Genomic DNA, 12,296 nt, shown 5'->3' with positions numbered 1-12,296 from the left:
GTCGGGGTCGAGGAGGTCGAGCAGGTTGGCCTCGACCGAGACCGAGGCGTACTTCCCGCCGGACGCCTGCGACCACTTCGTGCACTCGGGGGAGGCCCAGAGGATGTCGGTGGTGGGGAAGTAGCGGGGGTCCTCCTCGTGGAGGTCGACCGCGGCGTGGTCGGCGTCGGGGTGGTTGGCGTTGTGCACGGCCACGGCGAGGTCCCAGTGGTTCGCGGCCATCACGACCTCGACGCCCGGGACGTCGACCATGCCGGTCGACGAGCCGCCGCCCCCGCAGAAGATGTCGGTCACGGTGAGGCTCATGCCACGTCCCCCAGCCCGAGCATCGGCGCCAGGTCGAGCGCGTCGTGGCGGCGCAGAAAGGCGAGCGCCGCGGGCGCGTCGTCGGCCATCAGTGCCTCGGAAGCGAACGCCGAGGGCAGGTCGCCGGTCTGCATGAAGGAGCCGCCAGACATGGGGCGGGAGGTGTCGGCGCTCATGGCTCCACGACCTCTCCGACCGCGACGTCGGCGTCGGCGGTGAGCGCGTCCAAGACGGCGGCCGCCTCCGCCCGCGAGAGCTCGTTGCGGCTGGCGACCTCGCGACCGATCACGTCGGCGACGTAGGCGAGAGCGGCCTCGCGCTCGGGCAGGCCGACCTCCTTGAGCAGTGCGCCCATCTTGCGGAGCTGTGCGGGAGTGGGGCCCTCCCCGGCGCTCGCCGCTCGATCGCCCTCATCTGCCGGGAAGGAGTCGGCAGGGGGCGTGGCAGGCTCGACGGCTGTTGGCGCAGCCGGCGCCGGGGAGGGGTCGACGCGCTCGGCCATGACGGCGCGGAGGCCGCCGCCGGTCGGGCGCTGCTCGGGGGTGTCGGCGATCTCGTCGGGCGTGTAGGAGACGCCGTAGAGCGCCTCGGGGCAGGCGAGTCGCGCGACGGCGGTGATCGCCCGCCACTGCAGCATGGTGAGCGGCTGCTTGCGGTAGTTGTCGTTCCGGTCGAGACCCATCGACTGCGCCCAGGCCAGGTCGCGGGTGACCTCGAAGGAGAACTCGGGGTCGTCGGCGCGGACGATGATCGCCTTCACGCTCTTGGCCGCCTCGTCGGTGAGCACGCGCAGCTTGTGGCCCGCCTTGCGGACGTTCGCGGCGATCAGCTCGGCGGAGGCAGTCGGCTTCCCCTTGATGACGGCGATCCGGTAGAGCGACTCGGCGGGCGAGAGGCCCATCGACTGGCCCAGGCCGACCGCGAGCATGATGTCGGCGGGCTTGCCGCGGTAGGCGTCGGGCAGCATCGAGGCGCTCGAGACGACTCGGGCGTAGTCCATCTGCACGGACAGGTCAGTGGCGGGCGCCTCGTCGGCGCGGACGAGCTCGGTCATGCTGCGTACTCCTCGGTGTAGGTCGGTCGGTCGAGCGAGAGGACGGCCCAGCTGTCAGGGCGCACGGGTCCGGGCCACTCGCCGGAGGCGGTGCAGGCGGCGAAGATGCGCAGGGCCTCGGCGTTGCGGTCGCGGGCCTCGTAGAGCTCGCTCTCGGGGACGAGCGCGACGGTGACGTCGTAGGGCGCCGTCTTGCTCTGGAAGATGAAGGCGAAGTCCTCGGCCGGGTGGCCGTGGTCGCGCAGCAGGTCGAGGTACCAGGCGACCTGCTGGTCGTAGTGGAAGCGGCGCACCGTGCCGTAGCGCCCGGCGAGCGCCTTGGGGTGGACGGTGCCGGCGGTCGTCTTGTAGTCGACGCACATGGTCGGGTGGAGCCAGTCGACGCGGCCGCGGCGCAGGACGCCGGTGGCCGAGTCCTCGGCGTAGATGCTGACCTCGGGCTCACCCTCGGCCAGGAGCCGCATGGCGGTGGTGTGCTCGCGCAGCTTGGTGGCCATCGCCTCGACGACGGCCCACTCGTCGGGCAGCAGCAGGATGCCGCCGCGCTCGCGGACCTCGGCCTGCTGCTCCTTCCAAGCGCTGGTGGCGCGGGGCGACTTCACCTTGGCGGTGTCGTACTCGTGGACGACGATCTCCGCGCCGACGCCGAGGACGTGCTTGTGCGCCGCGTGGCCGAAGTCGAAGGCGTCGGAGACGCGCGGGTGGTCCTGCTGCCAGCGGAAGGCGGCGGGGCCCTCGTCGAGCAGGATCTTGGCGCCAGACTGCGAGAGGCTGGTGCGGTCGGCGTGGTACTCGTGCTCGGGGATGTCGCGGCGGATCATGCGGCACCTCTCAGGTCTCGGTCGGTGTCGGGCGCCATGTCGGCGATGAGCGCGTCGAGGCCGTCGAGCCAGGTCGCGGCGAGTGCGCGGGAGGTGTCGTCGTTTGACGACCAGGAAGTCATGTCGCTGTCCGGCGACAGGTCGAGGTATTCGCGGGGGTCGTCGATGTCGCCAGGGACGCAGGAGTCACACATCGCGGTGCTTTCGTCTCAGGTGATCGCAGGCGGCGCGCATCGCGTCGGCGTGCGTGCGCTTCTCGGTGACCGGGACGAAGACGCCGCGCGCGCCTTCTCGGCAGCCCTCGCAGTCGACCCACCACGGCGTTACATCCTCGCCGCCCTGCTTCCAGACGTAGACGCGGGGAAGTCGGCGCGGCTTCATCGCTCGTCCTCGCGCTTCTCGCATCGCAGGCACCGCGCGCCGTCGTCGGGGTGGATGACGTGGCCGAGGGCGCAACGAGTCCGGTAGCCCATCTCTCGCAGCCGCTTCTCCAACGCCACCTGCGCGACGATCAGCCGAGCGCGAACACTCATCTCGTCGGCGTCGGGGTGGTTGCTCAGGTCGGCGCTCACGAGATGTCCCCCAAGTCTGTGTCGATCTCGAAGATGTAGCCGCAGTCGTCGGAGACCTCTCGGGCTTCGACGGCACGCAGCGGGAGGCCCACGGCGTCGGCAAGCGAGGCGGCCAACATCATCGGGTGGACATCGCGCAGGCTCACGGCCACTGGAGCGTCGTCGTGCGCGTCGGCGAGGAGAGAGCGCAGTTCTCCCACCGTCATCCCCGGGGCGCTCACCACTGCAACCAGCCCATCTCGGCAGCACGGCCAGCGGCGGCGAGGAACATGAGCGCGGCCAGCAGCACGTAGAGCACCTGCACCGGCACCGTCCGAGCACGCTCAGCCGAGTAGACCCAGAAGCAGGCCACGGCGACGTTGAACAGCATCCACAGCGCGCTCACGAGTCACCACCGACGCCGTGCCAGAGGATGCCGTCCTCGGGAATGTCGAGGTCGTCCCAGGCGTGCCACACGTAGTGCTCGTTGCACCACGGGGCAGCGTCGTCGTCCACGCGCAGCCACACCGCGCCGTCACGATCCCGCACGCACGCGCCGAACACCTTGGGCTCGTCGGGCTTGGACTGCGGCGGGTTGGCGATGTGGGCGAACAGGGCAGCGAGGCCAGCGCGGGCGGCGTCCTCGACCCCCCACAACGTCTGCCACACTTCGCGGAACACGTTCACCCACTCGTCGGGGATCGGCTGCTCGGGGTCGACGACGGCGAGGGGGCGGGCGGCGCGGGCGGCCATGCTGAGACGGGAGTACCACATGCCGTTCGCGTCGATCGCTGACAACGTGTGGTCGCTCGGGTCGGTGGCGATGAACACGCGCCTGCCGTCATTGAGGATCGCCACGTCGCCCGGCTGCCACTCGCGGCTCATCGCGCACCCCCGACCACGAGCACCACGACCAGCAGCAGCGCACCGAGCGCGGCAGCGGGCAGCAGCAGCGCGGCGAGACGCTGGCCGGCGGAGTCCTCGGCGTCGTCGCACAGGATGCCGTCGAGCAGCGGCAGGCAGTCGTCGCAGTGGATCAGCGCGCCGTCGACCAGCGACGAGGCGGGCACGGACCAGCCGGAGCCGCACGCGCAGACGGCGCGGACGAGGCCGATGTGAAGGTCAGCCACGGCGGTCCACCTCGCTCTCGAGCCAGATGACGCGCGCGCGGAGGCAGTCGATGGTCTCCCGGGAGGCGTGGGACTCGATCACCCATAGGGCGACGACGAGCACGAGGGTCACGATCAGGACAGCGGTCATGCGGCTCGCCTCCCGAGGATCGCGCTGCGCTCGATGTTGCGAACGACGTCGGCGAGCACGGCCGCCCCGGCCTCGTCGTGGATCTGCGAGAACGCCTCGTGCAGGCCCGTGTAGGCGCGCTCGGTGTTCGCGGGCAGGATCGCCAGGACCGCGCGGGAGGCGGCCTCGACGGGGCTCACGCGGTCACCGCCAGCTCGCGCAGGGCGTAGGGGAGACGCTTGGTCTCCTGCTCGCCGTCGGGGTCCATGAAGAACCGCGGGGCCATGAACTCGACCGTCGCGACCATCTGGCCGCTGTGGTTCTCGAGGCGGGTGATCGTCCCGACGCGGCCGCCGTGGGCGCCGGTCTGGATGGTGACGCGGGTGCCGACCGCGAACCGTGGTGGTGTGGGCATCGGTATGCTCCTTGGTGTCGGTGGCGGCGCCCGTGCTTGCAGGCGGAGGGCGTCGCCGCTGGTGTTTGGTGGGTCAGGCCGCCGTGTCGGGAAGCGACGCGGCGAAGCGCTGGACGGACTCGCGGACGACGAGGCGCCGGCGACCGAAGTAGCGGGACTCGATCTCGCCGCTGTCGAGCAGGCGGTAGATCGACCAGGTGGTGATGTTGAGCACCGCTGCGGCCTCGGCGGCCGAGATGAAGATGCGGTCCTCGAACGGGACGTCGGCGGTCATGTCCGGCCCTTCTTGCCCGCGAGCACCGCGAGGCTGTCGGCGATGGAGGCGAGGGCGCAGAGGGTCGCGTAGCCGATCGTCTGCTCGCGGGACTCGTCGATCCGCCCGGCGAGGTCGCTGATGATCGGGTCGACGTCGGCCATGAAGGCGTCGGCGGTGCCGTAGTCGTCGGGGAGCTGCATCACTTCGGCTCCGGGATCGGGATCATCCCGCCCTTGGCGGAGTTGATCTTGAGGATGCGGAGCGGCTTCCCGTCGCGCCGATAGTTCCATGCGCGGTAGATCCCGCTGAGGAACTCGGAGCGCGTCAGGGGCTGGCGATTGCGCCGCGCCTCAGCGAACCGGTTGGTCATGGCGATGACCGGGTCGCCCTCGCGGAGGCCGATCTTCTCCGAGGCGGCGTTCCAGAAGTTGGCCGCGTCGAACACGTCGATCTTGGCCAGGCGGAAGTGGGTGTAGGCGACCATCGAGCGGGGGCAGTCGGTGTTGCGCGACCACGAGCGCGACAGCTCCGCAGAGCGGACGATCCCGGGGTTGGCGTCGATCCACTCGTAGATCTCCGAGTGGGTCGGGGCGAAGTTGTTGCCCCAGTCGCCGCGCTCGACCTGCAGGGCGAGGCGCCCCGTCGCGGCCAGCGTGCTGGTGTGCTGATGCCCGCGGAAGCCGAGGCCGTCGGAAGCCGTCCGCGCGGTGCCGGTGTCCATGACGCTCTGAGCGGACTCGGACACGTTGCGGATCACCAGCATCATCACGGTGGTGTTCGCCTTGACGATGGCGTGGAGTCGGTGCTGGCCATCGAGCAGCTTCCCCTCGGGGGAAAACTTGATCCCCTCGCCTGTCATCTGCCAGTTGCCGCCGGCCATGTCGCGGGCGAAGCTGGCCACCTTGGCGTCACGCAGGCCGCGGTTGCTGTAGTTGCGACCGAGCCACCGCTTGGCGGTAGCGGGGTCGACGGGGACGAAGGCCACCTCGGGCTTCGCGCTCGGGTTGGGCAGTGCGCTCATCGGTTATGCTCCTTCTCAGGCAGTGAGTTGATGACCTGTTGCACCAGGTCGTTGATCCGAATGAGGTAGTGGCGATTGCGAGCCGCTACCTCTTCGGCGTTCTTGGGCCAGCGGTCGTCGGCGACCAGGCGGGCGAGGGCCTCGAGCTTCTTCTCGGCGTCGTAGGCGGCGTCACGGAAGGCGTCGGGGAGCGGACGACGACGCCGCGCGGGGGGCTGCTGCACCGGTGCCGTGGACGGCGTCGGGCGCTGGCACTCGATCTCCGACTCGGGCGCAGGCTTCGGCGGCAGCGGCTTGCCGACGCCGTTCGCTCCGATGCGGACCTCGGACTGGGGAATTTCCCCAGTCGCCTCAAGCTCGGCTCGGCGCACGCCCACGGTCTTGTGGTCAGCCCCAGTCCGCTCGGCGTGCTGACGGTCCGAGAGGTGCGGGTCCGCCTTGATGCTGGCGAGCACCAGCGCGCGCTTCTGCTCGCGGGTCAGGTGGCGCCGGTCGAGGTTGAGCGAGAGCGCGAGCGTGCGCTTCTGCTCATCGGTGAGGTCGGCAGCGGTGCGCCGGGGGCAGTCGATCCCGAGACGGTCGGCGATCTCCTTGCGGTGGTGTCCGTCGATCACCGAGGCGTTCTCGTCCACGACGATGGGGACCTGGATGCCGTGCTCCTGGATGGACTTCTCCAGTGCGGCGTACTCGTCATCGGCGAGGCGGGGGAGGAACTGGAAGAGCATCAGAGCGCCTCGTGCTTCCGCAGGAACTGGAGATAGCGGTCTGAAACCAGCTCGGTCCAGATGACCGCCGGCAGGCTCGACGACTGCCTGTTGTGCCGAGGGGCGAACTGGGCGATGCACTCCTTCTCGAGGCGCAAAGCGGTTTCCCAGTTCTCGGTCCTGTAGATCTCGACGCCAGCCACGTCGCTCCACCACGGCTTGGACCGGTGCTCCCGGATTCGCCGTGCCACGTCTTGGGTGGCGCCGACGTAAAGAGCGCGCTCGTCGGGGTCGTGCAGCACGTAGACGGCAGGATCGCCCCCCGGCGCTCGCCCTGACTCGTGGTTGACGATGGTCAAGACGCCATCCTCCGGACGTTCTGCCGCGTATCGCCGGACACCCTGGGCACGAAAATGAGATCGACGGGCACCTGAAGCAAGTACGCGAGCTTGACGGCCGCGTCGGGGGTGACCGAGCGAACCTGACCGTTCAGCACGCGGTTGAGGTACGAGTGCGACGACCAGCCCATGTCCCGCGAGATCCGCCGAGCCGTCAGGCCCTTGGACTCCATCAGCCGCCTGATGAGGTCGGCATCTTTCACCAGCATGTAGAGCTCCGTGATCGGGTGGTTGTTGATCCCCATGGTGGCATTCCGCCTTACGTAGTGTCCAGCACTTCGCGACAAGACTGGGGCGATCAGTGTCCATCTGTCAAGCACCTGGCGGCAGAAAACCCGCCGTGACCTGCGATTACACCGATGTAGTTCGTTACGATCTGGTGTCCGCAAATCTGGGCGTCGCGGCGTGTCGCGGTGCCCGGCCACGTTGCACCTGACCGAACGGAACGCCGAGCATGGTCGCCATGAAGTCCAGCCGCGTCTGGCAGATCGTCGAGCAATGGCTCGACGTCGTGCCCTTCCCGCCCAATCAGTCGAAGATCGCCGAGCACATCGGCGTGACGCGCTCGGCGGTGTCGGACTGGAAGTCGGGCAAGACCAGGCCGGCGCCGGAGCACCTCCGCGCGTTGGGCCAGATGATGGCGCCGCAACTGGGGCCGGATGTTCACGTCCGACTCTCGGTGGCACTCCTTGAGGACATGGGCTACCCGGTCGACCTTGGAGTGAAGGGCGTGCTGAAGGTGGTCCTAGACGACACCGCCAAGGCCGCTTTCAGCACAGAAGGCGTCGAGCCCGAGCACTTTCAGGAGGGCGTCGAGATCCTCCTGCAGCACTGGGGTGAGACCGGCCCCCGCAAGCACCAAGGAGGTGATGGACATGACCACGACGACGAACGCCGACCCGGTGCCGCCCCCATGAACCCGCCGAACTCGGGTCCGGACGACGACAACCCGATCCGCCGGCTGCCGACGATGGGCAGCCGCGAGCGCAAGGTGTCGCAGGTGGCGAAGGAGGCCGCGCGCGACGAGCGAGGCGATCGGGACCGGGACCGCTAGCCGTGGCCGAGGAGTCGCTGCTGAACCTGCTGGCGTCCAACGCCGCGCCCCGCGCTGAGTTCGCCTACATCGACGACACCGGCGATCCAGGAAGGAAGGAAGGCTCGTCGACCACGTTCGGCCTCGGATGCGTGCTTGTTCCGACCGATCACTGGACGTCGCGGCTGGATCTGCTGACGGAGCTGCGACGGGACTTGAAGAAGCGCTACGGCCTTCTGCAGACGCAGGAGGTCAAGGGGGAGTGGATCTCGGGGGTCAAGAAGCACTTCCGCGATCTGGGCCTTGGCGACGGCCAGCTCCGCGACATCTACACCTCGCACCTCAAGGCCACGCAGGTGGTCTCGAGCGGCTCCTTCGCCGTGATCATCCAGAAGGACAAGGTCATGAAGCGGGACCTCGACATAGAGGAGTGGGCCTGGAAGATGCTGTTCCAGCGGTTGCGCCTCCGCTCGCGCGCGACCAACGCCCCGATCGTCGTCATCCACGACAACGGCAGCCGCAACGATGCGATCCGCGCGCACCTGAGGCGCTTTCGTCGCTTCGACTGGGTCGCTGGCGCCGCGCACGATGCGCCCCTGCTGATCGAAGACGCGAGCCCGCGCGACTCGCAGCAGTCCTACTTCGTGCAGCTGGCCGACCTGGCAGCCTTCTCGGCCTCGCGGCGAATCACGCCCGCGAAGGGCAAGCGCGGCAACATCTGCCACCCCGGGATGTGGAACGAGCTCGGCAGCGCGCGACTGGCCGAGGTGTCCCCGCGCGGGGACGGGATCGTGGCCTGGCCGTAAAAAGAAGGGCGGCCCCCACACAGGAGGGCCGCCTTGACGGCGAACCCAGGGGCCCGCATACGCGGGTTGGGCTCGCAGCGCAACTGTTGCACATGGGCGCATCCATGCCCACCATCCCCGAGTGGGTGCGGGCGTGTTGCATCGGAGGGTCGGTCTACGGTCCCCGCATGACCCCCCACCCGTGGCGGCGGCTGCGGGCACTCGTCGACTGGACGTTGTGCTCGCACGCGCCGGCCGATGATGAACGCATGGGCGTGACGCGGCACGCCGAGAAGGAGATCAGCCTGCGGGCGGACCTCACCTGGGCCGAGCGCCGCTGCACGGTCCTCCACGAGTGCCTCCATGCCGAGCACGGGCCCGTGCTCGTGGCGCACCTCGACCGCCACGAGCAGGCCGTGCGCCGCGACGCCGCGCGGCTGCTGTTGCCGGACGTGCGCGCGATGGGGGAGGCGCTCGCGTGGGCGCTCTCGCCCGAGGAGGCCGCCGACGAGCTCGGCGTCGACCTGGGCGTGCTCGAGGACCGGGTGCGGTGGCTGCATCCGGCCGAGCGGCACTACCTACGGCGCCGGCTGACTGACGAGGCCGCGGACGACTGACTTCCGATTGGCAGTCACATAGTCAGTCAACGCCCCACCCGCTCGGACCCGATTCGGGACGTTCTCGCAGGTGGGGCGCGGTAGGGCGGGTGGGGCTCGAACCCACGACCCAAGGATTATGAGTCCTCTGCTCTGACCGACTGAGCTACCGCCCCGGGAGGTGGGCACACCCTAGTGGCGTGCCCGGTTCCGACCGGCGCTGAGGTCACCCGTGGATCGTGAGACCCGTCCCCGGAGCGCCGCGTCAGACAGGACGCGCGGTCGCGCCGGCGATCAGCAGTGAGTCACCCTGCGCGACGAGGCGCAGCGTGATGTCCTCGGTGATGCTGCGACCGTCGCGCAGGTAGCGGTAGCGGTACGACACCGAGAGCCGGTCGGGATCGGCCGTCACCGAGAGGATCCGCGGTGCGCGGATACCGCGCCACACCTCTGTGTAGCGGGGACTGCTCGACTGGTACTCGGGGGTCAGCATGCGAAAGCCTGCGCGGGGGTCGCGACTGGCCGTCGCCACGTACCGTCGCGCGAACGACTCCAGCCGGGCGGCCGTCACCACCGGTGCAGTGGCGGTGGCACTCGGCACGGTCGTCGTGGACGCCGACGGGGCGGGTGTCGAGCGCGAGGTCGCGGCGGCCGGCGGGGCCGTGTCCTCCCCGTCGCGCATTCCCGGCAGGAACAGCAGCGCGCCTCCCACGGCGGCCAGCAGGACGACGCCGCCGACCGCGAGCGGCACGACCGCGCGCCGGCGCCTCCCCTCGTCCTGGTCGCTGCCGGACGCCGCCGACGTCGGTCCCCGCAGGTACTGGGCCACCTCGCCCATGGTCGGTCGCTCGCGGTCGTCGACGGCGAGCGCCAGCTCGAGCAGCGGTGTCAACCACCCCACGAGTCGTGGCTGCGGCGCTCCCACCGGGGGGCGTCCGGTGGCCGTGTGCACCAGCAGCGCGCCCATCGCCCACACGTCGTCGGTGGCCCGAGGCCGCCACATGCGGTCGGACCCGGGTTGCAGGAAGGCCGGGTCGGGGACGACCGCCGTCCGCGGCAGGATCCCGGCCGTCCCGTCGGTGCCGATGACGATCGCGTCCGGCGAGATCGCACCATGTACCTCGCCCCGGTCGTGGACGACGGCCAGCGACTCGGCCACCGGGAGGAGCAGGCGCGCGGCAGCGTCCGCGCCGAGAGGGCCCTGGGCACGCAACAGATCGCTGAGTCTCGGGAACTGCCCGTCCACCGACTCAGGCTAACCGTCGAGGGCACCGGATGGAGGCGATCGTCCACGTCTCCCGGGACGAACCGCGCCCGCGGGTGTGCCGGGCCATGGGGCAGGCTTGGCCCAGATCCCGACCCGCGCCTGCGGCGCAGCCCATCGAAAGGAACGACGTTGTCCGTCGACCCCGCTCTCCCCGACGATCTCGAGTGGCGCGGCCTGCTGGCCGAGTCCACCGACCGCGACGCGCTGCGCGCTGCGCTCACCGAGGGCAGCGTGCGGTTCTACGTCGGCTTCGATCCCACGGCCCCGAGCCTCCACATGGGCAACCTGGTCCAGATCGTCACTGCGATGAGGCTCCAGCGCGCCGGCCACACGCCGTTCGCCCTGGTGGGCGGCGCCACCGGCATGATCGGCGACCCCCGCGACTCCGGCGAGCGCACGCTCAACTCGGCCGAGACCGTGGAGGAGTGGACCCAGCGGGTGCGTTCGCAGATCGAGCCCTTCCTCTCCTTCGAGGGCGAGAACGCGGCCACGATGGTCAACAACCTCGACTGGACCGGCCCGATGTCGGTCGTCGACTTCCTGCGCGACGTCGGCAAGCACTTCCCGGTCAACCGGATGCTGGCGCGCGAGACCGTGCGCCGCCGCCTGGAGTCCGGCATCAGCTTCACCGAGTTCTCCTACGTGCTCCTGCAGTCGATGGACTTCCTGACCCTCTACCGGCGCCACGGCGTGACGCTGCAGTTCGGTGGCTCGGACCAGTGGGGCAACCTCACCGGAGGTGTTGAGCTGATTCGGCGCTCGGACGGCGGCAGCGCCCACGCGTTCGCAACGCCGCTCATCACCAAGGCCGACGGCACGAAGTACGGCAAGACCGAGGGCGGCGCGCTCTGGCTGGACGCCGGCCTCCTGGCCCCCTACGCCTTCCACCAGTTCTGGCTGAACGTGGAGGACGAGAAGGTCGGCGAGCTGCTGCGCGTGTTCACCTTCCTGCCGCGGGAGGAGATCGAGGCCCTTGAGGCCCGCCATGCCGAGAAGCCCTTCGCCAGGGAGGCGCAGAAGGTCCTGGCCGACGAGGTCACCACGCTCGTGCACGGCCAGGAGGAGACGGAGGCCGCCAAGGCGGCCGCGAGCGCCCTGTTCGGCGGCGGCGACGTCACGTCCCTGCCCGGCGCGACCCTCGCCGCGGCTCTCGCCGGTGCGGGCATCGCCGACATCGATGGGGGAGCGCCGCTGCCCGACGTGGTGGAGCTCCTCGTCCTGGCCGGCCTCGCGTCGTCCAAGGGCGAGGCGCGGCGCACCGTCGCCGAGGGCGGCGCTTACATCAACAACGTCCGCGTCGACGACCCCTCCCACGTCCCCGCTGCCACCGACCTCGTGGACGGCGCGTGGCTGGTCCTGCGTCGGGGCAAGAAGCGTTTTGCTGGGGTGCGTGTGGGCTGACGACGCGGGTGCGTGGAGAGCCGCTGCGGGCGGCTCTCCCAGCAGGCCGGAGGGCGGTCCAGCGCTCTGTGGCCCGGGTCACGTCGTCTCGATTTGTGCGATCTGCGGGGGATGCGTAATGTTCTCTTTGTCGCCGGGAGCGACGGGGGGCAAGACGCCGGTCAGGCGGAGGGCCCCCGGATCCCGCGGCCGTCTCGCACCGACACGGTGCCGGTCAGAAAAGCAGCCCTTGCGGGGCTGGCACAGACCGGAGCCTCACAGGTGCGGACCATCAGCGTGAGGACCGACCGGCAACGGGAAGCCTCGGAGCGTGTGATGTTTGAGAACTCAACAGTGTGTCATGCATAGATTGTTGTGATGTTTGTGTGCAGCAGCTTGTGCCTTTGGGTGTGGGTTGTTGTGTGTTTTCGGCAATTGATGATTCTGGCAAGTTTCTTGCTGGTGGTTGT

General features: G+C 69.8%; 24 protein-coding genes and 1 tRNA gene. 4 read left to right on the top strand and 21 right to left on the bottom strand.

Annotation, left to right across the window (positions count from 1 at the left end):
• From ACERUN_RS18335 to ACERUN_RS18245, 19 genes are all read right to left on the bottom strand, one after another.
• Positions 1-306 (bottom strand): DNA cytosine methyltransferase (locus ACERUN_RS18335; protein WP_370291549.1); only part of this gene is annotated, 306 nt, incomplete at its 3' end.
• The gene (locus ACERUN_RS18330) at positions 303-482 is read right to left on the bottom strand and encodes a hypothetical protein (protein WP_370291548.1); all 180 of its coding nucleotides are present in this window, start codon (positions 480-482) and stop codon (positions 303-305) included. The genes ACERUN_RS18335 and ACERUN_RS18330, both read right to left, overlap by 4 nt.
• Positions 479-1,360 (bottom strand): hypothetical protein, encoded by an 882-nt coding sequence (locus ACERUN_RS18325; RefSeq protein ID WP_370291547.1) that lies wholly within the window; start codon positions 1,358-1,360, stop codon positions 479-481. Before ACERUN_RS18325 ends, ACERUN_RS18330 begins: the two co-directional genes overlap by 4 nt.
• Positions 1,357-2,181, bottom strand: coding sequence for a PD-(D/E)XK nuclease-like domain-containing protein (locus ACERUN_RS18320; protein ID WP_370291546.1), 825 nt, complete (start codon positions 2,179-2,181; stop codon positions 1,357-1,359). Before ACERUN_RS18320 ends, ACERUN_RS18325 begins: the two co-directional genes overlap by 4 nt.
• Before the next feature lie 186 nt (positions 2,182-2,367).
• Entirely contained in the window at positions 2,368-2,562 is a 195-nt protein-coding gene (locus ACERUN_RS18315) for a hypothetical protein (RefSeq protein ID WP_370291545.1), read from the bottom strand.
• On the bottom strand, positions 2,559-2,753 hold the full coding sequence (locus ACERUN_RS18310; RefSeq protein ID WP_370291544.1) for a hypothetical protein: 195 nt from the start codon (positions 2,751-2,753) through the stop codon (positions 2,559-2,561). Before ACERUN_RS18310 ends, ACERUN_RS18315 begins: the two co-directional genes overlap by 4 nt.
• Complete coding sequence (locus tag ACERUN_RS18305) at positions 2,750-2,953, bottom strand: hypothetical protein (RefSeq protein WP_372740702.1); 204 nt, start codon at positions 2,951-2,953, stop codon at positions 2,750-2,752. The genes ACERUN_RS18310 and ACERUN_RS18305 overlap by 4 nt, the downstream gene beginning before the upstream one ends.
• Before the next feature lie 17 nt (positions 2,954-2,970).
• Positions 2,971-3,138 carry a hypothetical protein gene (locus ACERUN_RS18300; protein ID WP_370291542.1) on the bottom strand — a complete coding sequence of 56 codons (168 nt, stop codon included), beginning with the start codon at positions 3,136-3,138 and terminating at the stop codon, positions 2,971-2,973.
• The gene (locus ACERUN_RS18295) at positions 3,135-3,617 is read right to left on the bottom strand and encodes a hypothetical protein (RefSeq protein WP_370291541.1); all 483 of its coding nucleotides are present in this window, start codon (positions 3,615-3,617) and stop codon (positions 3,135-3,137) included. Before ACERUN_RS18295 ends, ACERUN_RS18300 begins: the two co-directional genes overlap by 4 nt.
• Positions 3,614-3,862 (bottom strand): hypothetical protein, encoded by a 249-nt coding sequence (locus tag ACERUN_RS18290; protein WP_370291540.1) that lies wholly within the window; start codon positions 3,860-3,862, stop codon positions 3,614-3,616. Before ACERUN_RS18290 ends, ACERUN_RS18295 begins: the two co-directional genes overlap by 4 nt.
• Complete coding sequence (locus tag ACERUN_RS18285) at positions 3,855-3,992, bottom strand: hypothetical protein (RefSeq protein ID WP_370291539.1); 138 nt, start codon at positions 3,990-3,992, stop codon at positions 3,855-3,857. Before ACERUN_RS18285 ends, ACERUN_RS18290 begins: the two co-directional genes overlap by 8 nt.
• The gene (locus tag ACERUN_RS18280; protein WP_370291538.1) at positions 3,989-4,171 is read right to left on the bottom strand and encodes a hypothetical protein; all 183 of its coding nucleotides are present in this window, start codon (positions 4,169-4,171) and stop codon (positions 3,989-3,991) included. The genes ACERUN_RS18285 and ACERUN_RS18280 overlap by 4 nt, the downstream gene beginning before the upstream one ends.
• Positions 4,168-4,386 (bottom strand): hypothetical protein, encoded by a 219-nt coding sequence (locus ACERUN_RS18275; protein ID WP_370291537.1) that lies wholly within the window; start codon positions 4,384-4,386, stop codon positions 4,168-4,170. Before ACERUN_RS18275 ends, ACERUN_RS18280 begins: the two co-directional genes overlap by 4 nt.
• Before the next feature lie 73 nt (positions 4,387-4,459).
• Positions 4,460-4,660, bottom strand: coding sequence for a helix-turn-helix domain-containing protein (locus ACERUN_RS18270; protein WP_370291536.1), 201 nt, complete (start codon positions 4,658-4,660; stop codon positions 4,460-4,462).
• A complete protein-coding gene (locus ACERUN_RS18265) occupies positions 4,657-4,842 on the bottom strand; it encodes a hypothetical protein (protein WP_370291533.1) in 186 nt (61 codons plus the stop codon). The genes ACERUN_RS18270 and ACERUN_RS18265 overlap by 4 nt, the downstream gene beginning before the upstream one ends.
• Positions 4,842-5,663, bottom strand: coding sequence for a hypothetical protein (locus ACERUN_RS18260; RefSeq protein WP_370291532.1), 822 nt, complete (start codon positions 5,661-5,663; stop codon positions 4,842-4,844). Before ACERUN_RS18260 ends, ACERUN_RS18265 begins: the two co-directional genes overlap by 1 nt.
• Positions 5,660-6,388, bottom strand: a complete 729-nt coding sequence (locus tag ACERUN_RS18255; RefSeq protein WP_370291531.1) for a ParB N-terminal domain-containing protein — start codon at positions 6,386-6,388, stop codon at positions 5,660-5,662. The genes ACERUN_RS18260 and ACERUN_RS18255 overlap by 4 nt, the downstream gene beginning before the upstream one ends.
• Positions 6,388-6,726, bottom strand: a complete 339-nt coding sequence (locus ACERUN_RS18250) for a GIY-YIG nuclease family protein (RefSeq protein ID WP_370291530.1) — start codon at positions 6,724-6,726, stop codon at positions 6,388-6,390. Before ACERUN_RS18250 ends, ACERUN_RS18255 begins: the two co-directional genes overlap by 1 nt.
• Entirely contained in the window at positions 6,723-7,010 is a 288-nt protein-coding gene (locus tag ACERUN_RS18245) for a helix-turn-helix domain-containing protein (RefSeq protein ID WP_370291529.1), read from the bottom strand. The genes ACERUN_RS18250 and ACERUN_RS18245 overlap by 4 nt, the downstream gene beginning before the upstream one ends.
• A gap of 218 nt (positions 7,011-7,228) precedes the next feature.
• On the opposite strand from ACERUN_RS18245, the gene ACERUN_RS18240 reads away from it, so the two are divergent.
• From ACERUN_RS18240 to ACERUN_RS18230, 3 genes are all read left to right on the top strand, one after another.
• Positions 7,229-7,819 carry a helix-turn-helix domain-containing protein gene (locus ACERUN_RS18240; RefSeq protein WP_370291528.1) on the top strand — a complete coding sequence of 197 codons (591 nt, stop codon included), beginning with the start codon at positions 7,229-7,231 and terminating at the stop codon, positions 7,817-7,819.
• Positions 7,820-7,821: 2 nt separating this feature from the next.
• Positions 7,822-8,604, top strand: coding sequence for a DUF3800 domain-containing protein (locus ACERUN_RS18235; RefSeq protein WP_370291527.1), 783 nt, complete (start codon positions 7,822-7,824; stop codon positions 8,602-8,604).
• Positions 8,605-8,771: 167 nt separating this feature from the next.
• A complete protein-coding gene (locus ACERUN_RS18230) occupies positions 8,772-9,200 on the top strand; it encodes a hypothetical protein (protein ID WP_370291526.1) in 429 nt (142 codons plus the stop codon).
• A gap of 81 nt (positions 9,201-9,281) precedes the next feature.
• Here ACERUN_RS18230 and ACERUN_RS18225 read toward each other — a convergent pair.
• Positions 9,282-9,355, bottom strand: a tRNA-Ile gene (locus ACERUN_RS18225).
• An 89-nt stretch (positions 9,356-9,444) separates the two neighbouring features.
• On the bottom strand, positions 9,445-10,425 hold the full coding sequence (locus tag ACERUN_RS18220) for a hypothetical protein (RefSeq protein WP_370291525.1): 981 nt from the start codon (positions 10,423-10,425) through the stop codon (positions 9,445-9,447).
• Positions 10,426-10,575: 150 nt separating this feature from the next.
• Between ACERUN_RS18220 and tyrS the strand changes: the two genes are divergently transcribed.
• Positions 10,576-11,847, top strand: a complete 1,272-nt coding sequence (tyrS, locus tag ACERUN_RS18215; RefSeq protein WP_370291523.1) for a tyrosine--tRNA ligase — start codon at positions 10,576-10,578, stop codon at positions 11,845-11,847.
• Positions 11,848-12,296: the final 449 nt, after the last annotated feature.

The sequence above is a fragment of the Nocardioides sp. genome, from assembly GCF_964229035.1.
GTDB lineage: Bacteria > Actinomycetota > Actinomycetes > Propionibacteriales > Nocardioidaceae > Nocardioides.
Note: the sequence above shows the minus strand (reverse complement) of the source record. Positions and strands in the feature narration are given on the sequence as shown.